The 26,708-nt window shown below is 40.7% G+C and carries 13 protein-coding genes; 11 read left to right on the top strand and 2 right to left on the bottom strand.

The window, feature by feature from the left end; genetic code table 11:
• Positions 1 to 6: 6 nt before the first annotated feature.
• The 3 genes from G6053_RS27815 (at position 7) to G6053_RS27805 (ending at position 5,559) form a co-directional block, all read left to right on the top strand.
• On the top strand, positions 7 to 1,548 hold the full coding sequence (locus tag G6053_RS27815) for an alpha-L-arabinofuranosidase C-terminal domain-containing protein (protein ID WP_108634886.1): 1,542 nt from the start codon (positions 7 to 9) through the stop codon (positions 1,546 to 1,548).
• 104 nt (positions 1,549 to 1,652) lie between these two features.
• On the top strand, positions 1,653 to 3,614 hold the full coding sequence (locus tag G6053_RS27810) for an alpha-L-arabinofuranosidase C-terminal domain-containing protein (protein WP_108634887.1): 1,962 nt from the start codon (positions 1,653 to 1,655) through the stop codon (positions 3,612 to 3,614).
• A gap of 25 nt (positions 3,615 to 3,639) precedes the next feature.
• Positions 3,640 to 5,559: a family 43 glycosylhydrolase gene (locus G6053_RS27805; protein WP_108634888.1), complete on the top strand. Its 1,920-nt coding sequence runs from the start codon at positions 3,640 to 3,642 to the stop codon at positions 5,557 to 5,559.
• 7 nt (positions 5,560 to 5,566) lie between these two features.
• Here the strand turns inward: G6053_RS27805 and G6053_RS27800 are convergent, their stop codons facing one another.
• Together G6053_RS27800 and G6053_RS27795 are read right to left on the bottom strand one after the other, a co-directional pair.
• Complete coding sequence (locus tag G6053_RS27800) at positions 5,567 to 7,480, bottom strand: DUF294 nucleotidyltransferase-like domain-containing protein (protein ID WP_165309243.1); 1,914 nt, start codon at positions 7,478 to 7,480, stop codon at positions 5,567 to 5,569.
• 10 nt (positions 7,481 to 7,490) lie between these two features.
• Positions 7,491 to 8,111 carry a 3'-5' exonuclease gene (locus G6053_RS27795; protein WP_165309242.1) on the bottom strand — a complete coding sequence of 207 codons (621 nt, stop codon included), beginning with the start codon at positions 8,109 to 8,111 and terminating at the stop codon, positions 7,491 to 7,493.
• A gap of 258 nt (positions 8,112 to 8,369) precedes the next feature.
• On the opposite strand from G6053_RS27795, the gene G6053_RS27790 reads away from it, so the two are divergent.
• The 8 genes from G6053_RS27790 to G6053_RS27755 all read left to right on the top strand — a co-directional run bounded on the left by G6053_RS27790 (position 8,370) and on the right by G6053_RS27755 (position 26,659).
• Complete coding sequence (locus G6053_RS27790; protein WP_108634891.1) at positions 8,370 to 10,988, top strand: hypothetical protein; 2,619 nt, start codon at positions 8,370 to 8,372, stop codon at positions 10,986 to 10,988.
• A gap of 103 nt (positions 10,989 to 11,091) precedes the next feature.
• Positions 11,092 to 12,630 (top strand): glycoside hydrolase, encoded by a 1,539-nt coding sequence (locus G6053_RS27785; RefSeq protein ID WP_206531833.1) that lies wholly within the window; start codon positions 11,092 to 11,094, stop codon positions 12,628 to 12,630.
• 1 nt (position 12,631) lies between these two features.
• Positions 12,632 to 14,218 carry a glycoside hydrolase family 28 protein gene (locus G6053_RS27780; protein WP_165309241.1) on the top strand — a complete coding sequence of 529 codons (1,587 nt, stop codon included), beginning with the start codon at positions 12,632 to 12,634 and terminating at the stop codon, positions 14,216 to 14,218.
• Complete coding sequence (locus tag G6053_RS27775; RefSeq protein WP_165309240.1) at positions 14,218 to 17,016, top strand: glycoside hydrolase N-terminal domain-containing protein; 2,799 nt, start codon at positions 14,218 to 14,220, stop codon at positions 17,014 to 17,016. The genes G6053_RS27780 and G6053_RS27775 overlap by 1 nt, the downstream gene beginning before the upstream one ends.
• A gap of 47 nt (positions 17,017 to 17,063) precedes the next feature.
• A complete protein-coding gene (locus G6053_RS27770; RefSeq protein WP_241254870.1) occupies positions 17,064 to 20,519 on the top strand; it encodes a malectin domain-containing carbohydrate-binding protein in 3,456 nt (1,151 codons plus the stop codon).
• Between the two features lie 222 nt (positions 20,520 to 20,741).
• Positions 20,742 to 21,305 carry a DUF3826 domain-containing protein gene (locus G6053_RS27765; RefSeq protein WP_165309239.1) on the top strand — a complete coding sequence of 188 codons (564 nt, stop codon included), beginning with the start codon at positions 20,742 to 20,744 and terminating at the stop codon, positions 21,303 to 21,305.
• 27 nt (positions 21,306 to 21,332) lie between these two features.
• Positions 21,333 to 24,617 carry a SusC/RagA family TonB-linked outer membrane protein gene (locus G6053_RS27760; protein ID WP_108634895.1) on the top strand — a complete coding sequence of 1,095 codons (3,285 nt, stop codon included), beginning with the start codon at positions 21,333 to 21,335 and terminating at the stop codon, positions 24,615 to 24,617.
• An 8-nt stretch (positions 24,618 to 24,625) separates the two neighbouring features.
• Complete coding sequence (locus G6053_RS27755) at positions 24,626 to 26,659, top strand: RagB/SusD family nutrient uptake outer membrane protein (protein ID WP_165309238.1); 2,034 nt, start codon at positions 24,626 to 24,628, stop codon at positions 26,657 to 26,659.
• Positions 26,660 to 26,708 lie beyond the last annotated feature (49 nt).

The following is a 26,708-nucleotide window of genomic DNA, read 5'->3' as shown; positions in this document are numbered from 1 at the left end:
TAGATCATGAAGCTAAGATTAAAATTAGGCGTTGCTTTTACACTGATCAATGGGCTGTTGTATGGGCAAAGTAGCGTGAAATTAGAGCCCATACAGGGAGAAGTTACGATAGATAGGCATATCTATGGTCATTTTGCGGAACATTTGGGTCGGTGTATTTATGATGGTTTTTATGTGGGAGAGAAAAACGATTCCATTCCGCACGCCAATGGGGTACGAAAGGATGTGATTGAAGCGCTCAAGAATTTGAACATTCCAAATTTACGCTGGCCGGGGGGATGTTTTGCGGATACCTATCATTGGAAAGACGGGGTCGGACCCAAAGCACAGCGCCCTGCTATTGTCAATAATTGGTGGGGTGGAGTGACAGAGGATAATTCCTTTGGTACACACGATTTTCTCAATATGTGTGAATTACTTGGTGCAGAACCTTATCTGGCGGGTAATGTGGGGAGCGGTGAGGTGCAGGAGCTTGCCGATTGGGTCCAATATGTGAATTTTAAGGGGGAAAGCCCCATGTCGGATTGGCGACGAAAAAATGGTCGGCAGGAACCTTGGAAGGTAAAGTTTTGGGGCGTGGGAAATGAAGCCTGGGGCTGTGGTGGAAACATGACCGCTGATTACTACACGGATATATACCGTAAATACGCCACGTTTATGTCGGACTGGACAAATGGAAGTGGCTTATATCGAATTGCTTCTGGAGCCAATAGTGCAGACTACAACTGGACCGAGACCCTAATGAAGAAAATACCGAGTAGCTTAATGAAGGGTATGGGCCTGCACCATTATGCCGTGATTAACTGGGACAAGAAAGGTTCAGCGACCAAGTATTCCGAAGAACAATATTTTAGGACGATGAAGTCGGCTTGGTTCATGAATGAACTGGTGGAAAAGAATATTGCCATTATGGACAAGTATGATCCAAAAGGAAAAGTAGACCTGATCGTTGATGAGTGGGGCGGCTGGTATGAGGTTGAGCCAGGTACCAATCCCGGCTTCCTTTATCAGCAGAATACGATGCGTGATGCCATGATTGCGGGGATGACCTTGAATATTTTCAATAATCATGCCCGCCGTGTTAAAATGGCCAATCTCGCACAAGCCGTAAATGTATTACAGGCTGTTATTTTGACAGAGGGTAAGAATATGATCCTAACACCGACTTATCATGTGATGGAAATGTATAAAGTGCATCAGGATGCGAAATTAATCCCGATTTCTCTTCAATCAACAGATTTTGAATTTAATAACGAAAAGATTCCGGCAGTGTCTGTTTCTGCATCACAAGACAAACAAGGGCGTACACATATTTCTTTAGTGAATATAGATCCAAAAAGGAAAAATAAAGTACACGTGGACCTTGGCTCGGTCAAAGCGGCAAAAGTCACAGGTCGGATACTTACTGCAGCGAATCTACGGGATTACAATTCATTTAAAAAGCCTACGGTCATTACACCGGTGGTCTATAAGGACGCAAAAATTGTAAATGGAACTATTGAGGTTGATATTCCTGCGTTTTCTGTTATTGTACTGGAGTTGATGTAGCATTTTGTAAAGGCCTGATAAATGAAGGATTGATCCGTATATAACCGAGTGGAACGAGTTCATTTACCATTAAAGACAATAGAAAAGATAAATAATTCTAATAGATGAAGAAAATTGCGTCAATGATGCTATTGCTGGCGAGTTTAAGCTCTTCGGCAGTGGCGCAGTCCCCAATTGAACTGAATATACAGTTGGACAAACCTACGGGCAAAATATCGCCGCACATGTGGGGTGTCTTTTTTGAAGATATTAATTTGGGCGCCGATGGAGGGATTTATGCCGAATTGGTGAAAAATAGATCGTTTGAATTTGATCAGCCATGGATGGCCTGGAAGAAGCTGGAAAATGGACCTGAAGGTACTTATTTACTATTAAACGACAGTAAGCGCAAAGGGAATAAACGTTATCTAAGACTAAATAATACGACCAATTTGAAATTGGGACTGCAAAATGAAGGTTTTAGAGGTATGGGCGTCAAATCAGGCGCTGCTTACGAATTTTCTCTGCAGTATCAGGGTGCTGCGACTGGGATGAAAATCCATGTCGAAGTTTTAAACGAACAGAATAAAGTAATTGGTGAAGCTGAATTTCCATTAAATGCGGCTACATCATGGTCCGAAGCCGCTGTTAAATTTTCAGTGTCGGAAACGACAGCTAAGGCTAAATTAAATGTTTGGTTTACAGGATCAGGTACTTTAGATGTTGATATGCTGTCGTTATTCCCAGTAGATACATGGAAAGGAAGGCCAAAGGGCTTGCGTAAAGATATGGTTCAGATGCTCGCAGACATGAAACCTGGTTTTATCCGTTTTCCGGGCGGCTGTATTGTGGAAGGTAAAGATCTTGCCAATAGATTCCAATGGAAGAAAACGGTTGGCCCAATTACCGAAAGGGAGTTGATCATCAACCGTTGGAACACCGAATTTAAACATCGTTTGACGCCAGATTATTTTCAGACGTTTGGCTTAGGATTTTTTGAGTATTTCTTATTGGCAGAAGATATCGGTGCAACGCCGGTTCCCATCCTCAATTGTGGAATGGCATGCCAGTTTAATACCGGTGAAGTCGTGCCTTTAGAAGAGTTAGATGATTATGTTCAGGACGCGTTGGATCTGATCGAATTTGCCAATGGCTCTATAGATACGAAATGGGGCAAATTGCGTGCTGAAATGGGACATCCCGAACCCTTCCATCTCAAGATGTTGGGGGTTGGAAACGAAAATTGGGGACCCCAATATATCGAACGGTTGGCTGTTTTCAAGAAAGCGTTGAACGAAAAGCATCCCGAAATTTCACTTATCGCCAGCTCAGGGACTGATCCCGAGGGAGACCGGTTTGATTTCCTTAATGAAAAACTTCGCGCGATGAATATAAATATCATAGATGAACATTATTACCGTCCACCATCCTGGTTTCTTTCGAGTGCAAGCCGCTATGACAATTATGAACGAAATGGAGTAAAGATTTTCGCGGGTGAGTACGCTTCACATACAACACGGCCAAACGGCCCGGGGAAAAGTACCTGGGAGGCCGCACTCTCTGAAGCGGCTTTTATGACTGGGCTGGAGCGAAATGGCGATGTTGTCGAGATGGCGTCTTATGCACCTTTATTTGGCCATGTAGATGGATGGCAATGGTCACCTGACTTAATTTGGGTTGACAATTTGAAGGTATACGGAACGCCTAGCTACCAAGTGCAAAAATTGTATGCCACCAATAAAGGGACGTCTATTATTCCGATCAAACGTGAGGGCAAACCCGTTGCCGGACGAGATAGCCTATATGCCTCTGCCGTCTATGACGATTTTTCGCAGCAGTTGGTTTTGAAAGTGGTCAATTACAACAGTAAGCCTATAAAGGTGAGTCTAGATGTAGTTTCGAAAAAAAAGCTGCTGGCGACGGCTCAAAAAATCACGTTGGCAAATGCCGACCTCAATGTGAGTAACAGTTTGGACGAGCCATTAAATATTCGTCCAAAGGAAGATACCGTGATTTATAAGGGAAAGAAGCTCGTAGAAACATTTGAGCCTTATTCATTTACCCTGATTAAAATGTCCACGAAATAGGATGATTATTTGCAGGCACTTTATTATGAATAAAAAAAAGTTGATGTCCATCATTGGGGCTGTTTGTTCAATCATTGGATCCTTATCCGGCGTATTTGCTCAGGAATACAAATTTGGTCCATCGGAAAAAGATTTTGCGGCTTACTTATTTACCTATTTTAAAGGAAATGCCGTTGCAGACGAGGCTGTTTGTTTTGCGATCAGTACCGATAGCTACACGTTTAGAACGCTGAACAATAATCAGCCGATATTGGATTCTAAGATCATCAGTAGTACAGGTGGGGTCAGGGATCCTCATATTCTACGTGCGCAAGATGGAAAATCATTTTATATGGTATTAACGGATATGATTTCCTCAAAAGGGTGGGATTCTAACCGCGGCATGGTTCTGTTAAAGTCTACGGATCTGATCCATTGGGATCATCACGCTATTAACATACAGGAACGTTATCAGGGACAGAAAGACTTAAAAAGAGTCTGGGCACCGCAGACTATATTTGATCCGGGCGCAAATAAATATATGGTTTACTGGTCCATGAAATACGGAGATCAACCCGATGTGATTTATTATGCCTATGCCAACCCCGATTTTACAGATTTGGAAGGCGAACCTAGGGTGTTGTTCTTGCCAAAAAATGGTCAATCCTGTATTGATGGGGATATTATTGTTAAAAATGGATTATTTCATTTGTTTTATAAAACGGAGGGCGATGGAAAAGGTATAAAACAAGCCATTACAGATTCCTTGACCTCAGGAAAATGGGTGGAACAGCCGGGTTACAAACAGGCTACCTCAGAAGATGTGGAAGGGTCGGGTATTTTTAGGCGCAATCAATCTGATACTTATGTTCTCATGTATGATGTTTATAAAAAAGGGAAATATCAGTTTTGCGAATCGCATGATCTAGATCATTTTAAAGTGATAGATCAACAGATTGATATGGATTTTCATCCGCGACATGGCACAGTTTTGCCTATTTCAAAAAATGAATTAAACAGATTGGTGCAACATTGGGGTAAGCCCGAAGATATTGCTTTAAATAAGGCGAAGAACCCTGTATTAGAAGGCTTTTACGCAGATCCGGATGTATTGTATTCCAATAAGACAAAGAAATATTATATCTATCCAACGAGCGATGGTTTTGACGGTTGGGGTGGATATTACTTCAAAACTTTTTCCTCTACGAACCTCAAGGAATGGAAAGATGAGGGTGTGATATTAGATTTAAAAAAAGATGTTCCTTGGGGTACGCACCATGCCTGGGCACCGACAATTATAGAAAAGAAAGTTAAAGGCGGGTATAAGTATTATTTTTATTTTACAGCAGCCCAGAAAATCGGTGTTGCCGTAGCTGACTCGCCGACAGGACCATTTAAAGATTCAGGTAAACCGCTGATAGATTTTAAGCCGAATGGTGTGAAAGGTGGCCAAGAAATCGATCCCGCGGTTTTTACTGATCCCAAAACAGGTAAAAGTTATCTGTATTGGGGGAATGGACATCTTGCTGTGGCCGAGCTCAATAAGGATATGATCACGATCAAGGAAAATTCGATTAAATTAATAACACCGGATCGCACCTTTCGCGAAGGTACTTATGTTTTCTTCCGAAAGGGAACTTATTACTTTTTATGGTCTGAAAACGATACCCGTAGTGAAAATTATCGGGTTCGATACGGTACTTCAACATCTCCTTTGGGACCAATTCAAGTTCCTGATGATAACCTCATTTTGCAGAAAGATGCGGGGCTCGGAATTTTTGGTACTGGGCACAACTCCATACTACAGGTACCGGGAAAAGATGAGTGGCATATTATTTATCATCGATTTAATTACCCTAATGGAATTACAATGGGGGATGCTGCCGGTTATCACCGGGAGGTTTGTATGGATGAATTGCACTTCGATGCAGATGGAAAGATCCTACCTGTGATTCCCAGTCATTAACAATGTACTAACCAAAAAGGTTATTGGTGAATTTCACTTTGATGCCCAATTGGAAGTTATTGATCGTTTTAAAAATTTCTTTAATGGTTGCTTTTTCAATATTTGTCAGACTGTCCATCGGCACATAATTGTTTGGACTTAGTTTGGCTATTCGAATTTGATTCGCTTGGTTTTTCAGGCGAATCGACATCAGATAGTAGTAAGATTGATGCAATTCCACATATTGTTCCTGCGTAAAAACACCTAAATCAAGTAGTTGTTTGAGCCTACCACCGGTGTTTTCTTCATAAATACGGTTTTTCAGGGCATAAACACGAACCAAGTCTACAATAGGTGTCATCGCTTTTTTTATGTTGAAGACTTCCGATGAACCGATGGTTTGTGTTTTGATTGCTTTAAAAAATGTTAATGGCGGCTCATATTGTAAGGCATTTTTGGCGATAAATGCAAAAAATCGATCATTAGGGCGCTGTAACTCGATATTGAGAAATTCTTTAAGCTGATCAATTATCTCTTGGTCGCCGTATAATCGTCGGCAGTCAAAAAATGTTGAAAATTTAATGGCATTTTCCGGAATACTTTCTTCAATCCATTTTTTGTAGTTGTTTTTCCAATGGGAAAGGGAGTGTGTCCATTCGGGATTGCTAGCCATATAACCACCTGTGCAGTAGCTAAAACCTATTGTATTCAAATGATCGGATACTTGAGAGGCGAAACGGAGAAAATAATCACGTACCAGTTCACGCTGTTCGTTGGCTTTATCTTCATAGATAATTGCGTTGTCCTGGTCCGTCATCAACGTTTGTTCTTTTCTACCTTCACTGCCCGTAACCATGAAAACAAATTTTGCCGGAGGCTCACCTATTTCCCCTATTACTTTTTCGATTACTTTGAGCGCAATACTATCTGCTACCGTCGTGATCACCTGATTGGCAATTTCAGCATTTACACCTCTACCAAGCAGTTGGTGGATAATTTCCGGAACATTGTTCCACTTCTCACCCAATTCTTCCAGCGTCTCTGCTAGTTTTACCGATTGAATGAATACAAGTGGCGATTGCCCTTGTTCGCTCAACAGGCGATTACGACTTAGGAACCCAACATAGTTTCCTTCTTTTTCCACAAGCAGGTACCTTGATTTTGTACGGAACATTTTTAATACAGCCTCATAAAGATAAGACTGATCAGAAATACTAACAATAGGATTGTCCATGACTTCCACAATCGGATGGTCGACCGGTATTTGTCGAGCAACTACGTTATCCCGCAAAGTCATATCGGTCACATAACCAATAATGCTATCGTCTTCTTTGATAAATAAGCAACTTACCTTTTGGTTTGCCATTGTCTTTGCAACCTCATAGATGGGCGTTTCAGGGGTAGAGGCAACAATATCTTTGTAGATGATGTGTTCGATCTTTCTTGAGTATAATTGATCTGCTGCAAAATAGCTTTCTTCGAAAGAAGCTGGAGATTTGACAAAATGAGAAAATTCTTCATCCAGCATTCTCCTACCAAAAGAATTGGTAAAAAAATGGAAAAACTCTTCATTTGCGTTACAAAGCTCAATAAAGTTTTTCCGGGGCAATCGATAAATGACGGTGCCTTTCTTGGCAATTACAGATTTTAATGCTTTTGTTCGATTCAAAAGGACGGATATTCCGCCAAAACAATAAGGTCTGTGGTGAATTTCCGTCAATCTTTTGTTGTCTAAGTCATCCAAGAAGAACGTTTCGTATTCACCTTCAAAAATTAAGTCGACTCCATCCATGTCGGTAATGTTCTGTCGATAGACAAGTGTGTCTTTGGAGAAGCGGTATTCATTGAATATATCTACAATACTCAGCTGTAGGGAATCGGGCAGTGCCTGAAAAGGGGGGGTAGATTTCAGTATGGAAAGAATAACCTCGGGATTTTTCATGAGAACAGCATTAGGATATGTTATCAAACTCTGTTTGTTGGTTTAGGATATCTTGATGGGTCAGGTCTTTTCGTTGAATCATTTCAAAATAACATTTTGCCGTGATCTCAGCATCTTTTTCTGCATCGTGCATATGTTCTGGCGGAGCCGAAAAAAGGGATTCATGTAATAACGAAAGCGGAAGATGGACCATGTTGGGGTTTCTTACGTATCTTTTGCTATGTAACAGTGTGCAAAAATAATCTACGTCACCAAATGGGAGAACCAAGTTCGACCGGTAGAATTCTGCTGATAATACTTGGAGATCAAAGGAAAGAAAATGTCCCACAATTTGCGGTTTATATTTTTTAATGTCATGACTTAGCTTGCGCAGCACATCTTTTTTCTTCTCACCATATTTCATTAAAAAGGGGGGTGTCAACCCATGTATTTGTTCTGATGCCGGACTGATCGGAATAAGTGGTTCATAGATATATTTGTTCGTACGTTTTATTTCATTTTGGTTTTCGTCAAAAATGATCCAAGCCAATTGCAGTACATATGGCCAATTGTCGCTTTCTGTGTAACTTTTGCTCCATTTTTTTGGCAATCCAGATGTTTCCGTGTCTAAGAATAAAAGATATTTTTTCAAGGAATCGTTGATTATATACTAAAAATAGTAAAAATAATCTAGTTGATGCGGATTAAATCTCTATCTGTAAAAAATTTACTTTGTAAAAAACGAGATACTTATTCTAATATTTGGAATTTTATATGTAAAATTGACATTTATTAGTGAATTGCAAAATAACCAATTATGTACAGAAGACTATTATGCGTTTTACTTTGTATCTGTTCTCTCATTGTAGAGCTTCACGCAGGAAACAAACAAAAAAATATTGTTTATACGATGGCCGGAATCGTAAATCAAGAGCGATTTCAATACGCCATTGACCTGCTACAAAAAGAACTGTTCAACTCGATTGTCACAAACCCTGTACAGGTTGAGGTGAGTACGTTAGCACAAAAAAAGCCTTTACCAGACTCTATTAAAGCTAAATTGATCGAGAAAGAACATTTTGTTTTATATCGGAAAGCAGGAAAAGGAGTAATTGAACTTATCGGAGCAGACGAGTCAGGGGTATTGTACGGTTGTATGGAATTACTTGCTAATAAAACCTGGCATGGAAACCAGCCCTTTTTTATACAAGATGGACCCAAGATGGTGATGCGAGGGACGAGCATCGGGCTTCAGAAAACGACCTATCTACCGGGGCATGATATTTATGAATACCCTTATACACCAGAGTCCTTTCCTTGGTTTTACGATCAGCAATTGTGGCTGAATTATTTGGATATGATGGCTGAAAATAGATATAATGCACTTTACCTTTGGAATGGGCATCCTTTTTCCTCCTTAGTCAAATTAAAAGATTATCCTTATGCGCTTGAGGTTGATGAGTCTACTTTTCAGAAAAATCAAGATATCTATACTTTTTTGACCAAAGAAGCTAATAAAAGAGGGATCTGGATTATTCAAATGTTTTATAATATTATCCTACCAAAGCCTTTCGCCGATCGCCATGGTTTAAAGACACAGGAGCGAAATCGAATTATTACACCTTTAATTTCAGATTATACACGTAAAAGCATCGCTGCTTTTGTAGCCAAATATCCGAATGTAGGGCTCTTGATTACTTTGGGTGAAGCAATGGAAGGGGTGGGGCAGGACGATATCAACTGGTTTACAAAAACGATTATTCCGGGTGTGAAAGATGGTTTACAGTTGTCTCGGACAGCCGGTGAACCACCTATCATCCTAAGGGCCCATGATACGGATGCGCCTGCTGTTATGCAAGCATCACTGCCGATATATAAGAATTTGTACACGATGGCTAAATATAATGGAGAGGCATTGACGACCTATACACCTCGGGGAAAATGGGCAGAATTACATCGTTCATTAGGTGATATTGGTACGGTACATATTCAAAATGTGCATATATTGGCCAATTTGGAACCTTTCCGTTATGGCTCGCCTGATTTTATCCAGAAATCGGTTAAAGCTATGCACGAAGTCCACTATTCAAATGGCATCCATATATATCCACAGGCTTCGTATTGGGATTGGCCCTACTCAGCGGATAAAGTTGACAATAGATTATTACAGGTCGATCGGGATTGGATGTGGTACAAAGCTTGGGCTAGATACGCTTGGGACGAAAATCGAGATTTATTAAATGAGAAATCCTATTGGTCAAAGGAACTTGTGCACTATTACGGTATTCCTGAGAAGGATGCGCAAAAGTTATTATCGGCCATTGAAGAAATAGGTGAGATATCGCCTAAAATCCTGCGGCGATTTGGTATTACAGACGGTAACAGACAGACCTCTTCTTTGGGAATGCTGATGACACAACTGATAAATCCTTATCGTTATGGATTGTTTACAATGCTTTATGAATCTGAGGCGCCAGAAGGAGAGATGATTGTTGAATATGTAGAGAAGGACTATCGTCATGAAGGCCATATTGGAGAAACACCTGACCAGGTGGCAAGAGAAATTGTGCAACATGGAGCGCGCGCAGCGGCTCTTATCAAAACATTGGGAATGCCCACCAAAAATGTAGCAGAATTTGATCGATGGCTTAATGATATCCGAATCCATCAACTGTTGGCTAATCATTATAGCTATAAGGTGAAGGCTGCCATTCAACTTCTGCGCTATAAATATATACGTGATCTAAGTGCTCTTCGAAAAGCTTTACCGGATCTGGAGCGAAGTGTCGAAGAATACCGTAAGCTAACAGCGATAACTGATAAGACCTATTTATATGCAAACAGCATGCAAACCAAACAACGTAAAATACCAATGCGGGGAGCGGATGCAACCTTTATTCATTGGAAGGAAATGCTGCCTGTCTTTGAAACTGAATTGAATAACTTTAAACAAGCGATAGATTCTTTATCAAAGATGAGCGATACCCCTACGCAAATAAAAGTTGGAGTAAAATCTCAGCAGGTCACGTTTCTGGATAATCAACAATTGATTCCATTGAAAAAGGGCGCGAAATTGTATGCGGATCAGGAATTGGTCGTGACACATTTAGCAAATGAATTAGAAGGGGTTCAAGCGATACAGATTGATGCGGCTAATCAAAAATTAGTCGGTACACATCTCCGGTTCAAAAGTGAAAAACCAGTCAAGATATTAGTTGGCTATTTCAATAGCACCGACAAAGTTTTTGCCCCCAAACCTGTTTTGGAAATCGATGCGAGCGCCAATGATTTTGGACAGGCAGAGGCAAAAGTGCGTAATGCGATTCGAATTCAGTACATGCCTATGGTAGATATTCATACTTACTCCTTTCCTGCGGGAACGAACGAACTGAAAATTCCGAAGGGAGAAGTGCTGATTTTAGGCGTTGTGGACGATAGGGAGCTCCCACATCCGTATAATGCCGATGTGGATAATCAAGGGGATGACCTCGACGATTTATTTGGCTATTATCACGGTACAAAACTGTAGTATAACGAGGCTCAGGATAGTACAGGATAAACAACTTAAACGAAGTAGGTATTTTACGAAAAACACAATAAATTGATTTCAACTTTTTGATATTAAATAAGTAATGAAAATTAAAACGTCTATTCTTGCGCTTCTTTTCTTTGGACTCTCCTATGTAAAGGCGCAGGAAAAATTAGTGGAGAAGGTCCGATCCTATGTTCGGGAATTTAATAGTAATGACAATGAAGCAGTGGTCAACAAGATTCCAAATAAGGATGCTTACGATTGGCTGGTGACGAATGTCCCCTTGCTGGATTGTCCTGATAAGGAGGTTGAGCAGACTTATTATTTTAGGTGGTGGTCCTATCGCAAACATATAAAGTCAAGTCCAGAAGGTACTTTGGTAACAGAATTTATTGAACCGGTAAAGCATGCTGGAAAATACAATTCAATTAGTTGTGCACTTGGTCACCATTTGTATGAAGGGAGATGGATTCGCGACAATGCGTTTTTAAAAGAATACATTGATTTTTGGCTTTATCATGCTGATAAAGGTCAATCCAAGCGGAGATTCCATCAGTTCAGTTCCTGGCTGCCTGATGCATTATTGGCCTATTGCAAAGTCAATCCTGACAATCACTATTTAGAGGCCCGATTGATGGACTTGGATCAAGATTTTGAAAAATGGGAAAAAGAAAGAAAGGCTAATAATGGTCTTTTCTGGCAATACGATGTCCAGGATGGGATGGAAGAATCTGTTTCCGGTGGACGGAAAGTGCATAATATGCGCCCATCTATTAACAGCTACATGTATGGGAATGCTGTTGCGATTGCAGCAATTGCCAAATTGGTGTCGAATAAGGGATTAGAGAAGAAATATCGTTCATATGCACAGTCTTTGCGTCAATTGGTATTAGATTCACTCTGGGACAAGGAGGATCAATTCTTTAAAACAAAGCTGGAAAAGGGACCGCTACATTCCACACGTGAAGCAATTGGTTTTATCCCATGGTACTTTCATTTACCGCCCGATAAAGCAATGTATGGACAGGCATGGCTTCAATTGCCCGATACGGCGGGATTTAATGCCCCTTGGGGAACAACGACTGCCGAGCGACGTGAACCAACTTTTAGAACGCGTGGGACAGGGCATAGTTGTGAATGGGATGGTGCGATTTGGCCTTTCACAAGTTCGCAGACGATCCGTGGAATGGCTAATTACTTAAGCGATTACAAACGGAATAAGGCGATAAATGCGAATGATTTATACGAGCAGATTCATAAATATGCCAAATCACATGTGATGAACGGTAAGCCTTATATTGGTGAATACCAAGATGAGCGGACAGGAGCATGGTTAAAAGGCGATAATCCGAGAAGTAAGTTTTACAACCACTCTACATTTGCGGATATCATTATTCAGGACTTAATTGGCGTAAAGCCACAAACCAACAATAGATTGGAAATAAGGCCATTGATTACCAAAGACAGATGGGACTATTTTGCGCTGACTCAGTTAACTTACCACAATAAGAACATTGCGATTTATTGGGATGCTACCGGCGAAAAATATAACAAAGGAAAAGGATTTACTGTGTATGTGGATGGAACAAAGTCCTTCCACCAGATGGATTTAAAAAATTGTAAGATTAACTTAAATTAATATGATCAGAAAAAACTATCATCGTGGATTAATAACAGTTTTCTTTTGTTTATCCATGTTGGGTCTACAGGCACAAACTTGGCTAAATGTCATGGACTTTGGTGCGCGGAAAGACAGTACTGGCAGCAATACATTGGCTATCAAAAAGGCTATTGCAGCAGCAGCAAATAAAGGCGGAGGAACCATCTATTTCCCGGCAGGAAAATATATAACAGGTCCAATTCACCTGAAAAGTAATATCACCATTTATATTGATGCTGGCGCTGAATTGCATTTTAGTGATAATTTTGATGATTATTTACCGATGGTGGAATCGCGATGGGAAGGAACTGCAGTAACCAATTTTTCACCATTATTCTATGGCAATAACCTAGAAAACATTAGTATTCAGGGGCGTGGTACTATCGACGGACATGGTAAAAAGTGGTGGGGCTATTCCGAGGTTGAGGTTAAAAAACAAACCGAAGACAGTAAATGGCAAAAAGAGTTTAAACGCCTCAATAAGGATGTACTGGCTCCAGATCTTCCGGGATGGATCGAGAGAGGTTTTCTACGTCCGCCGTTTATACAATTCTTAAATTGTAAAAATGTACAGATCAAGGATATTAAAATTCAAAATTCACCATTTTGGACAATTAATCCCCAATATTGTGATAATGTCACAGTGGATGGTGTGACAATAGATAATCCTCCATCTCCTAACACGGATGGTATTAATCCAGAATCTTGCTCCAATGTTCGCATCGCTAATTGCCATATTAGCGTGGGGGATGATTGCATTACGATAAAATCAGGAAAGGATCGTTCGGGACGAAAAATTAACATTCCAGCCGAAAATTATACGATTACAAATTGTACAATGCTTCGTGGTCATGGCGGCGTTGTGATTGGAAGTGAAATGTCCGGCGGTGTTAAAAACATTGTTATTTCCAATTGCATTTTTGATGGTACTGATCGTGGTATACGGCTTAAGACTGCTCGGGGCAGAGGAGGTATCGTTGAAAATATTCAAGTGTCCAATATTGTCATGCGCAACATTAGAGATCAAGCCGTTGTGATGGATATGCAATATGCTAAAACTGAGATCGAGCCTGTCGGCGAACGCACACCTAAGTTCAGGAACATCTTTATTAACAATCTATCAGGGACAACCAATCGTGTTGGATATATGCGGGGGTTGGAGGAGATGCCAATTGAGAATGTTGTATTTTCAGATATTAATATGCAGGGGAACACAGGTTTTTCGGCTCTTAACGTAAATGGCTTGACATTAAACAATGTAAACTTGGCCATCAAACAAGGAGCTTTGTTGACTGCCAACAACAGTAAGGAACTGCATATTTTGAATGTGAGAAATACGACACCTGCAGTGGAGAAATCACTAATCGAACTGGAAAACTGTAAATCGGCGAATGTGCAAAGCTGTTTCCCTTCAGCAGGAACAGGATTGTTTCTGGATTTAGTTGGTCCCGCAAATGAAGAAATTTACGTACAGGGCAATAATCTGGCTCGCGTAAAGCAAATCCTCCGTGGAACTTATAAAAGTGGTCAGTTAACATCAAATATAAACCCTTCAGACAATAAATAATGCGTTTACAACTGTATATCTTATGGTGTTTATTATCGATATGCTCTTTGCGCTCAGCTTTTGCGCAGTCGCGCGTATGGTTTGATCATCCTGCTACACAATGGGAAGAGGCTTTGCCTATAGGGAATGGCCACCTGGGAGCCATGATTTATGGTGGTATTAGCAATGAGGAGATACAGTTTAATGAAGAGACTTTGTGGACCGACGGCCCACGGAATTATAATAAAAAAGGAGCATCAAAGTATCTTCAAAAGATCCGCGAATTACTGGATCAAGGTCGCCAGAAAGAAGCAGAATCTTTGGCGATGCAGGAGTTTATGGGAGTTAAAAGTGAATCCGAAGACCCTACCGCTTGGTTAAACAAGATTGACAAAATCCGAAAACAGGAACATGGTCCTTTTGAATTCGCTTTTGATGATAGTAAATGGCTACTTATTACCGTTCCTCATTATGAGGGTTGGGAAATAGAGGGGCTCGAGGGCCTAGACGGAGCAGTCTGGTTTCGTTATGAATTTAACCTGTCAAAAAATGATCTAGCTGAGCACTGGTCGTTGGATTTAAATAAAATACGAACCAATGATTATACCTATATCAATGGTGAGCTCGTCGGCCAATCTGCGGGGGATGAAACCAGGAGACACTATCAAATTCCTATGGGATTATTGCGTGAAGGGCGGAATAGTATCGCTATTCAGGTAATCAATCTGGAAGGTAAGGGCGGTGTGGCAGGATATAAAGATCCCAAACAAGCTATCGGTTTAAAAAGTAACACCGGTAGATTTGTCTCGTTGAAGGGAAAGTGGAGATACCATATTCAAGATCAAAACAGTCCGAAAATAGGAAGTTATCAAGCATCTTATCAACCTTTCGGTTCGTTGAAACTGCAGTTTGATCACGATGTTGCTGAAAACTACAGCCGGATACTCGATTTGGATAAAGGCGAAGTCCGGGTCAATTACGCTTTCAACGGGGTGAATTATAGGAGGACCTATTTTGCGAGTCATCCCAATAATTTTATTGCTGTACGCTTGCAGGCTGATCAGAAAAATAAAGTTACTTTTCGACTCGCAATGAATACCAAACATCAGCGCGCTAAACTTCATCACATGGACGGCACATCAATCCGTTTGGAAGTGTGGGTGAAAAATGGGGCAATGCGCGGGACGGCTTTCCTGCAACTCAAATTGAAAGGTGGTGCAGTATCTTATGAAGGTGACGAACTTGTGGTACAACAGGCTGATGAAGCGCAGATTTATCTGATTGCCGCGACAAATTTTAAATCTTATCGGGAATTGAACGAGCAGTATGCTGCTACTGCTTTAGAACGATTCAAGAACTTATGTACGCTTGATCTAGATAAATTGTATCAAGTCCATCAAAAAGATTACCAACGATTGTATCATCGCTTTTCAATAGATCTTGGTGTCAGCAACCAACTTGACACAATTCCAACTGATCGAAGATTGCAGCGGGCGGCTGGACATGCTGACCCTGGGCTTGTAGCACTTTATATGCAATTTGCCCGATATTTACAGATCGCAGCGTCTCGCGAAGGTAGTCAGCCGATGAATCTCCAAGGTATTTGGAATCCATTTTTAGAACCGTCATGGGGCAGTAAATATACCACCAATATCAATTTGGAAATGAATTATTGGCCGACAGAAGCATTGAATCTTTCTGAGTTGCAGCAACCCTTATTTCAGATGATCCAGGATCTTCGTCTAGCTGGTGGGCAAACGGCTAAGGAATATTATGCTGCTCGAGGCTGGGTGTTGCATCATAATACAGACATATGGCGTGGAACAGCTCCCATCAATAACTCCAATCATGGGATATGGCCCACAGGTGGGGCTTGGCTGGTGCGACATCTTTGGGAGCATTATCAATATACACAAGATCTACGCTTTTTACAGCAATATTATCCTATCATCAAGGACGCGACCTTATTTTTTAAAGATTTTTTAGTCAAAGACAAAACAACAGGATGGTGGGTTAGTTCGCCTTCAAACTCTCCAGAAAATGGAGGTTTGGTTAAAGGACCTACAATGGATCATCAGATTATCCGTTCGTTGTTTGCTATTTTTGATCAAAGTTCCAAGTTATTGGGTAAAGATGTTCAATTGCGGGATTCAATTATGGAGATGCGAGATCAAATAGCACCAAACCAAATTGGGCAACATGGACAGCTCCAAGAATGGTTGACGGATTTGGATGATCCAGAAAATAAACATCGTCATGTATCCCACTTATGGGGGTTATTTCCAGGAGATGAAATCAATACGACGCATACACCACAATTGGTTGAAGCTGCAAAACGGTCGCTGTTACTACGTGGTGATGAGGGAACGGGTTGGAGCCTGGCCTGGAAAATTAATTTTTGGGCTAGATTAAAAGATGCTCAGCATGCTTATCACATGGTAAAAATGCTATTGCGGCCAGCGGGTAAAGGAGGCGGTTCCTATCCAAATCTATTCGATGCTCATCCACCATTTCAAATCGATGGTAATTTCGGTGGAGCCTCAGGGATTATGGAGATGTTGCTTCAGAGCCATATCAACGGGATTGAATTATTACCAGCATTGCCAGTGGAAATGAGCACAGGGAAAGTAAAGGGACTCAGAACGCGTGGAGCTTTTCAGGTTGATATGGAATGGAAAGACAATCAGTTATTGGAGGTGACTGTAGAATCGCTTTCTGGAGGAGAACTCCATTTGCGTTATGCTAGTCGCGAAGTAAAAATCAAAACAAAGAAGGGTAAATCGTATGCCTTCGATCAAGAATTGAAGTTAAAGAAATAATGATGACCAGATTGATGCTGTTGAGTAGGCTGTTTTGCTGTGCCTGTATGTTATTATTCGGAATGTTTTCCTATGGTCAAAAAATCCGTAAAACGATTGCTCTGGATACTGACTGGTTGACGATAATGGACCAAAAAGATTCTGCTAGGTATCGTGGATTTCACCGTTTGTCTTTTAAGACAGATAAAGATTGGCGGAAAGTAAATGTCCCACATAATTGGGATAGCTACGAAGGATATCGCAGATTGCTGCATGGCAATTTACACGGTTACTCATGGTATCGAAAAACTTTTTCTCTTAAACAGCAAAGGAATAAAAATAGGTTCTATTTATTTTTTGAGGGGGTAGGATCCTATGCAACAGTTTGGTTAAACGGCATACAGGTAGGATATCATGCTGGGGGAAGAACCACATTTACACTTGATGTCACTGATGCGATCAAATTGGATGGGAGTCCCAATCTTTTGGCCGTTCGGGCAGATCATCCGGCACATATTATGGATCTTCCTTGGGTGGATGGAGGATGTTCGACAGAACGGGGATTTTCTGAAGGATCGCAGCCTATGGGAATTTTTCGTCCAGTGAGTCTATTGATCAAAAATGAAGTGTCTATTACGCCTTTTGGTGAACATTATTGGAATGATGAAACTATTGATCATAAGAAGGCGGTTGTACACCAAGTCGTGGAAGTGAGTAATAAAAGCCAAGTTAATAAAGATTTGGAGCTTATAACGGAGGTTTTGGACCAAAAGGGAAAATTAATTGTTCGATCTACATCGAAAGACCAGATTAAAGGAAATGCTATAAAGGAAATTAGACTGAAAGATCTTGTTTTTACAAATCCACAATTATGGTCTGTGGCCTCACCCTATTTATATCGCATAAAAATAACGTTAAAAATAGGTCGACAGATCATAGACGAGATAGAAACACCTTACGGAATTCGCACTGTTCGCTGGTCAAAAGGGTTAAAACCATCCGGTGATCCACGTCTTTTAGTTAATGGAGCGCCAGTATTTATAAATGGTATCGCGGAATATGAGCATAAATTAGGGCAGTCACACGCCTTCGAAAAGGAAGAGATCGATTCCCGTATTAAGCAGATCAGAGCACTCGGGTTCAACTCCTTTCGTGATGCGCATCAACCCCATAACCTGCGTTATCAACAGGCATGGGATCAACATGGTATTTTGTTATGGACACAGCTTGCGGCACACATCTGGTTTGATACGCCTGCATTTCGGGAGAACTTCAAGAGATTGCTGACAGAATGGGTGCGTGAACGTCGAAATAGTCCATCAGTAATTTTATGGGGACTTGAAAATGAAAGTACGCTTCCGGAAGATTTTGCACGTGAATGTACTGCGTTGATTCGCAAATTAGATCCAACAGCATCTATACAACGTTTAGTAACCACATGTAATGGCGGTAGTGGGACCGATTGGGACGTACCGCAAAATTGGACAGGTACTTATGGGGGGGATCAAAAAACCTATGGTGACGATCTAAAAAAGCAACAGCTCGTGGGGGAATATGGTGCTTGGCGCAGTCTGGGGATGCATGCCGAACCGCCCTATCTACCCAACGAAAATAATTACAATGAAGAACGTTTTGCTGATATTTTACAGACCAAGGTACGTTTGGCAGAGTCTGTGAAAGATAGCGCTGTTGGCCATTATCTATGGCTTTGGAACTCACATGATAATCCTGGCCGTATCCAGGGGGGAGAAGGAAATCGAGAGATTGATCGGATTGGGCCGGTTAATTATAAAGGGTTGTTGACACCCTGGGGGGAGCCCACAGATGCGTATTATATGTATCTATCGCATTATGGTAAGAAAGAGCAACCTATGCTGTATATCGCCATGCATTCTTGGCCGAATCGTTGGTTGACCCCTGGGATAAAAGACAATATTCGTATTTTTTCGAATTGTGATGAAGTCGAACTTTTCAACGATCTCGGTTCATTATCGCTTGGAAAAAAACAACATCCCGGATTTGGTCGGCATTTTGAATTTAACGGTGTTGATGTGAGATATAATGTCTTGTACGCCGAAGGAAGAATAGGAGGAGAAGTTGTTAGCCGTGATACCATTATACTACAGAACTTTCCTGAAAGTCCACATTTTGGTGACTTGTATAAGACTCCATCAGAGATTCTAAAACCAGATCCAGGATATCACTATCTCTATCGCGTGAATTGCGGCGGCGATAATTATACAGATGAATATGGGGGAAACTGGACAGCTGACCAACCTTATCGATCCGAACTGGGCTGGGGCAGTAAATCCTGGGCAGATCATTTTGAAGGGATGAACACTAATTTTGCCAGCCAACGAATAATTTTTGATCCAATTAAAGGAACTAAAGACTGGCCGCTTTTTCAGACCTTTCGCTATGGGCTTGATAAGTTGGGCTATCAGTTTGACGTACCCAATGGAGATTATTTCGTCGAATTATATTTTGCCGAACCCTGGTACGGAAAATTTTCACCCGGAAAAGGAGATCGTATTTTTGATATCGCCATTAATGGTCAAGTTGTGGAAGATCAGTTTGATATTTATAAAAACGCTGGATTCCAGCAGGCCTTAAAAAAAAGCTATCCTATTAAAGTCATGAATGGAAAGATTGTGATTAATTTTCCACGTATTTATGCTGGTCAGGCGGTGATCCAGGCCATTGCTATTGCATCAAAAGAAAACAGGACAATCTTATCGCTTGATCAAAAGCATTATAATCTTGAATTAGGGAATCAAGATATTAAGCTCCACAGCTGGTTGGATATAGGTAGTGTATTGAAAAAGGAAGGGAATAAGGTAACATCGTTTTTTTCATTGCCATCATTCTTGTTTGGCTCAGAATATTTCGAGTTGGATAGTAATCGAGCCTATCGTCTACGCTTTAAAGAGCCTACCAATGTTTTCTTATTGGGGGGTAATCAGCCTGATGATTTTGAACAGACCAAAGACAGTGTGCAATTGAATACAGGGAAATATCTGGCGGTATTCCGTAAGGTATTGCAGGCAGGCGAGGAGCTTTCCATAACGGCCAAGACGCAAGGGGAAATTCTGGTCTTTCAGCAGCAAAGCGGTCTTCTGCCAGTTTATGACTTGAAAGAGGTGAAAAACTATAAGGCCTATCAAAGTAGCTGGCGCGACGGTGTTTCCGAAATCGAGCTTGCAGGACAAAAGCGTTTGGTATTCAACAATCAAGGAGGTTATATCGGTTGGCAGTTTCAGGTTGGAGCGGCAGATGTGTATGCGTTATCGATTAAGTATCATAATCCATTTAAAGAAGCACGTCGTGGTTATTATGAAATTTTGGACAAAGATAAGCATGTGCTAGTGCCTAAAGCTCCAATACAATTGGAACCTACACGTGTAGGCAAATGGAATTATATCAATACTGATACAAAGACAATGATTAATGCGGGTACCTATTTTGTTAAACTATACTCTTCTGATTTAGAGGGTGTTATTGTTGATAATTTAGAGGTTAAATAGCCTAGCTGCCAGCATAGTACATGACGGTTGTCAATAAAATTTTCAGTTATATTGAAGACTCAAAAATTCTTTAATGTCATTTTGAAGTTTATTTGAGCGTTTATAGAAGAAAATAAAGGTAAGGGACTTTATTTAATGTTTAATAATAACCAAAAAGGGATAAACTATTTCATGCCTATGAAACGTTTTGCATTACTCATGTTTTTATTTTTAAGTGTATCTATGACATTTAGTCAAACAGAAGACGCTTATTGGAAAACCATTACAGATCGATCCGAAAAAATTGTAGCTAAATTGGCGTTACAGGATCAAGCCAAACAAGAAAAAGCCGTTCACATTATTCGTGATCAGTATTATCTTTTAAATGCTTGTTATTCACTTCGGGATTTAAAAATTAAGGAGAATACGGATAAGAGCCTAAAAGAGCAGATCACGCAGGAGACGCTACAGGAAACTACCAATTTAAATCAAGCGTTTGTGAAACGGCTAAAGGAGGTTTTAACAGACCCAGAAGTTGAGGCCGTTAAAAACGGTATGACCTATAATGTCTATCCGAATACTGTGAAAGCTTACCAGGATATGATTCCTCGACTCACAAAAGACGAAGTGCATATGATCGACAGCTTGCTTTATGAAGCACGGGATTTTGCGATGCAGGCTGAATCTTCGGAAAAAAAACACGCTTGGTTTGGTAAATACAAAGGCAAAATCAATAACTATTTAGCGTCTCATGGCTATAACCTAAAGGAAGAAGGCGATAAGTGGGCTGCGAGATTAAAAAAATAACCCAGTAAATAAACTAATACCCAAATTATGAATCAGCTCATATTCCCGAGTAAATCCTCTAAAAGGTTGGCACAACTGCTGGCTATTGGAATAATGACTGGCGGGATCATTCCGTCATACTCCTATGGAGTAAATCTAAGTGAATACAATTTAAACTTTTTTAAGAATATAACAGGAAAGGTTGTTGATCAAAATGGAAAACCGCTTGCCGGAGTAACGATATCCATTAAGGGATCAAAGACCGCGACTTCAACAGATGCAGATGGTACATTTAGACTGAACTTGCCTGTTGGAAACGAGATTTTGGTGCTCAATTTTGTTGGTTATAAAAGACTTGAAATTCCAGTTGGAAACCAAAGTGTATTGAATATACGCATGGAAGCCGATAGTCAGGAACTCGAAGAGGTTGTTGCTGTTGGTTACACCACGCAGAAAAAAGCGCATTTAACGGGCTCTGTCGTAGCGATTAAAGCGGAGGAAATCGAAGATTTACCCTCGACGAATGTGGGTGCAACATTGGCGGGCCGGGTTGCAGGACTTAGTGTTAGCGGAGGAACGAGTCGTCCGGGATCAAAAGCTACGTTAACAATCAGAAAACCAATGGGGCCGAGTAAGGATGGTGGTACCACAGACCCGCTATATGTTATCGATGGTGTGGTGCAGGTGGATGGCCAAAATCAACCTGATGCAACCTTGTTTAGTAATTTGGATGCTTCGGAGATTGAAAGTATTTCTTTTTTGAAAGATGGTGCGGCTGCCGTATACGGTGTTCGAGGGGCTAATGGTGTGGTGTTGGTGACGACAAAAAAAGGAAAAGTAGGTACGCCGAAGATCAGTTACAATGGTTCGTATGCAATAAATGATGCAACTTATCGGACGAAAGTGTTGGATGCTTACCAGTTTGGGAATTATTTTAATATTTTGAACGGCCCGAATGGGAATTATAATGCGGTTACGGATCCTACAAAGCCCGAGCATAAGAATTACTTTTTTTCTCAAGATGAATTGGATTATTTTAAAGGCCACTCCTACAATTGGTTGGATGATGCTTGGAAAGCAAGTTATCTGACGCGGCATTCCGTGAATATTTCGGGCGGGGCAGATAAAGCGACCTATTTTGCCAATGTGGCCTATAACAAGCAAAACGGTAATTTAGGGACCTTGGATTATGATCGTTGGAATTTCCGGGCCGGTAGTGATATCCGGGTGGCTAGTAATTTTAAAGTAGGTATACAGGTGTCTGGAAATACGGGTAATCAGCAGAAGACCTTTAACAAGATTGGTGGTGAAAACGATGATAATGATTATCGTAATCTCCTGTTAGCCTCACCTTATATACCAGCTTATATCAATGGTCTGCCTGTGCGTTTACCAGGAACTGTTGGTGCTAGTGATTTATCGTCCTATCATTATTTTGAGTTGCAAAAGTTAGCCAATTTGGCGACAACAGATTCACGTCAATTTAGTATCAACTTGAATGGTGAATACCAAGCACCTTGGTTAAAAGGCTTAACGTTAAGAGGATCTTATAACAAAAATTATAAGAATGACCGGGGCACGCAAATTGGTACCAAATATCAAACTTATACATTCGATCAGCGAAGTGGACAATATGGTCATATTTATGATGATAACGTCAGTGGTGCGAAGGCTGCAAGCTATAGTAATGGTAATCGGGTTTATTTTTCGAATGCGGCAGGCAATAATTATCAAGCCAACTTTACAGCGACATATGATAAACAATGGAAACAACATAATTTCTCCGGTTTATTTTCGGTAGAAAAAGCTGAAGCGAATTCTTCGCAAGAAGACGTCTGGAAAGATAGCCCGCTTTCCAATACCAACGGGCAGTTCGGAACAGCCTTCGGGGCTGTTGATGGGCGTACCGCAGCGTATGAGTCGGGCACCCTTGGATATGTCGGCCGTTTAAATTATCGTTATAGTGATAAATACCTTGCCGAAGTGCTATTTCGTTCGGATGCGTCCACAAAATTTGCCCCCGAACATTATTGGGGGAAATTTTATAATATTTCTGTGGGTTGGGTAATCAGCGAAGAAGACTTCTTTCATGTCAAAGCTATTGATTATTTGAAATTACGTGTATCACATGGTAAGCTGGGTAATGATCAAACTAAGGCTTGGGGTTGGTTACAACGTTATACTTATCAACAGGGAAAAGGGGCTGTATTTGGGGACAACAATAACAATGTCGATGCAAGTACTGGGCTGAGAATGGAGAAATCCCCTAATCGGGATGCGACTTGGGCAGATGAATACAAAAACAATATTGGTATCGATGCTCGATTCTTGAATAACCGATTGTCAGCTACGATTGATGGTTACTATAATAAGGGTGTAAATTTGTTGGTCGAACGTACAGCTAATATTCCGGTTACTGTCGGTGGAACGGTCGCAGCCGAAAACTATGGTAAGAAAAACACCTTTGGTCTCGACTTTGATTTGGGATGGCGAGATAAAGTGAACGAGGTTAGCTATGGTGTCAGTGCACGCTTATCTTGGTGGAATGACAAAGTGATTCAAGACAATTTTAATGATGTTGATATTTTAAAACCATGGATAGCACATCCTAATGGACCTTCGGACAATGGTGCCTGGGGGTACGATTATTTGGGTATGTTCAAGACACAAGAGGATATTGAGCGCTATGTAAATCAATACAATATTACCCAAGTTTTTGATCAACCTGTTAATCGGTTGAGGCCGGGTATGTTATACTATCGCGATGTTCGCGGCCCCATACAAGCCGACGGAACTTTTGCAGCACCTGATGGCATCATCGATCAAAATGATCAGATTCAATTGGCAAAGAATGCAACAAATCATTATTCTCTTGGTATGACGTTAAGGGTTGGTTACAAAGGGTTTAGTGTAGAATCGGTAATCACAGGCTCCTTTGGCGGTTACAACGAAATTACCGAACGTAAGCCGTTGAATACTGACATTTCTAGGGTATATCAAAATGTACCGGCAATATGGGGAAATATTTATGATCCTGAGTTAAATCCGACAGGAACGATGCCCAATCCGTTTTGGGCTTCTATTTATGACGTAAGGTCAAGTTTCTGGACTGTTCCGGCTTTTCAGTTGCGTATGAGTAGCCTTAATGTCGGATACAAGTTTCCTGAAAAGCTGGTTAAATATCTAAAAGTATCAAATATGAGAGCATATATCAGTGCAGTGAATCCTTTTATACTGTACAATCCATTCAGTTATAAAGACGGAAATGGTGCCGCTTGGGATGTTTATCCAAATTTGAAAACTTATTCTTTTGGTCTTAACGTGACTTTATAATTTGAGAAATGAAAAAATTAACAATTTTAAATATAGGGCTTCTGTGTTTGCTTTTGACCAATCAAGCCTGTAAAGATAATTTTCTGGAAGAAAAGACGGATTTTGGAGCTGTAGGTGAAGATCAGGTGTTTAAAGATCCAATCTTGGCTGGAGCCTATGTAGATTATGTATATGGTTTATTCTTGCCGCCAAATAATGCACAATCATTTGTCGCAACGCAGGATGCCGCTGAGAATGGAGGGTACACAAATACCTTTACACAAACGACGGATGAACTGGCAGGCGAGACAGCTTTTAATAAGACATGGAATGTCATTTCTTATGTCAATGACAATGCCAACAAGTACTTTGGTCAGCGGATGACGGCAAGTGTTGCCAACAATGTGTGGACCAGGATGAAAGAGATCAATGTTTTTTTAGAAAAAATTGATCAGGGGGGGATTGATGAGGCAATGCGCAATCAGATGAAAGGGCAAATGTACTTTTGGCGTGCCTTTCAATATTTTCAATTGGTGCGTATGTACGGTGGAGTGCCTTTGGTTCTTGGATCGCAAACTCCAACAGTTGTAAATAATGATGCTAACTCCGTTCCTCGAAGCACAACGTCAGAGTGTATTGAACAAATCGTGAGAGATTTGGATATGGCGAAGAGTTTATTACCTGGTAAATGGAATGCTGCAAATTGGGGCCGCATTACCAGTGGTGCAGCCGCAGCGTTAAAAGGACGCGTGCTCTTGACATATGCCAGCCCGCAATTTAATCCAAATGACTCACGCGATCGTTGGGAAGCAGCATACACTGCAAATGTAGAAGCCAAAACTTTATTGGAGCAAAATGGTTTTGGATTATTCCAGACAGGTGGTTCAACAGATGGAAAAGCTTGGGCCAATATGTTTATGCAAGAAGGTACAGCAAACACAGAAGCCGTTATCGTATATGGATTTAACACTGGTACAGCAACAGCTAATGGTGTTAAAAACAATGGTTGGGAACAGGTGATTCGACCTCGAGCAATTTCTGGCTCAGGTTCGATTGCTCCGACTAAGCAAATTTTAGATGCTTTTCCGATGTTAGACGGTAAAAATATTGATGACCCGACATCAAAATATACCTATGATGCGAAGAAATTTTATAAAAACCGGGATCCACGCTTTGACAAGACTTTTGTTTATAATGGAGCGCTATTCCCTTATGCCGATGGACCGAACTATCGTCAATGGACCTATTATTGGAAAAATGAGAACGGTACTGCTTATTTATCTACTGAAGGATCGGGATTGAATGCCAGTGGTCTTTATTTAAGGAAAGGTTCTAACCCGAGTGCAAACAATAGGTCTAATGGAGGATCTGGTTTTCAACAAAGCGGTACAGACTTTATTGAATTACGTTTTGCAGAGGTAGTTTTGAATTTGGCGGAATCTGCTATCGGTTCGGATAAATTAGCCGAAGGATTGGAAGGAATCAAGGAAATTCGTAAACGTGCAGGACTTGAAGTTGGCGATGGATCATATGGTTTAGCCTCTGTTGCAGGAAATCGTGATAAATTATTTGGAGCAGTGATCAATGAAAGAAAACTAGAGTTTGCTTATGAGGGTAAGCGTTTTTACGATCTTAGACGCTGGAAGTTATTTGAAAAAGATTCGCCAACAGCTAAACGTATTGGCGTAAAACCATTGAATGGGACGAGAAGAACAGGTATATTGATTACATTTAAAAATAAAGATGCTGAATATAAAGGGGATAAAGACCCTTTGTTGAGAGATAAGAATGGTAATTTGGTTGTTATAGAGCGCGAACCCGCCACTTATCCAGGAGATATCAAAAACCAAGATGAATACCTCGATTACCTTTACGATAATTATTTCACCATCACAGAAAAAGATGATTTGGATCCAATTAAGAACAACTGGGTTTTCACATGGTACCCGCAATACTATTTCTTCGGATTAAATCAAACAATCTTGTCTACTTCACCTTATTTACAACAAACGACAGGTTGGGATAGCATGAATGGAGCAGGAACTTTTGACCCTTTGAAATAGGTTCCTTTTGCTTAAAATATTAAGGCAATGTATGTGAATTGTGACATAC

Origin of the sequence: Sphingobacterium sp. DR205 (genome assembly GCF_011064245.1) — a bacterium.
GTDB classification, from domain to species: Bacteria; Bacteroidota; Bacteroidia; order Sphingobacteriales; family Sphingobacteriaceae; genus Sphingobacterium; species Sphingobacterium athyrii.
Note: the sequence above shows the minus strand (reverse complement) of the source record. Positions and strands in the feature narration are given on the sequence as shown.

Bases quoted from the DNA above. Each gene is read 5' to 3' on its own strand.
- G6053_RS27815 (WP_108634886.1), top strand. From the start codon at position 7: ATGAAGCTAAGATTAAAATTAGGCGTTGCTTTTACACTGATCAATGGG.
- G6053_RS27810 (WP_108634887.1), top strand. From the start codon at position 1,653: ATGAAGAAAATTGCGTCAATGATGCTATTGCTGGCGAGTTTAAGCTCT.
- G6053_RS27805 (WP_108634888.1), top strand. From the start codon at position 3,640: ATGAATAAAAAAAAGTTGATGTCCATCATTGGGGCTGTTTGTTCAATC.
- G6053_RS27800 (WP_165309243.1), bottom strand. From the start codon at position 7,480: ATGAAAAATCCCGAGGTTATTCTTTCCATACTGAAATCTACCCCCCCT.
- G6053_RS27790 (WP_108634891.1), top strand. From the start codon at position 8,370: ATGGCCGGAATCGTAAATCAAGAGCGATTTCAATACGCCATTGACCTG.
- G6053_RS27785 (WP_206531833.1), top strand. From the start codon at position 11,092: ATGAAAATTAAAACGTCTATTCTTGCGCTTCTTTTCTTTGGACTCTCC.
- G6053_RS27780 (WP_165309241.1), top strand. From the start codon at position 12,632: ATGATCAGAAAAAACTATCATCGTGGATTAATAACAGTTTTCTTTTGT.
- G6053_RS27775 (WP_165309240.1), top strand. From the start codon at position 14,218: ATGCGTTTACAACTGTATATCTTATGGTGTTTATTATCGATATGCTCT.
- G6053_RS27770 (WP_241254870.1), top strand. From the start codon at position 17,064: ATGTTATTATTCGGAATGTTTTCCTATGGTCAAAAAATCCGTAAAACG.
- G6053_RS27765 (WP_165309239.1), top strand. From the start codon at position 20,742: ATGACATTTAGTCAAACAGAAGACGCTTATTGGAAAACCATTACAGAT.
- G6053_RS27760 (WP_108634895.1), top strand. From the start codon at position 21,333: ATGAATCAGCTCATATTCCCGAGTAAATCCTCTAAAAGGTTGGCACAA.
- G6053_RS27755 (WP_165309238.1), top strand. From the start codon at position 24,626: ATGAAAAAATTAACAATTTTAAATATAGGGCTTCTGTGTTTGCTTTTG.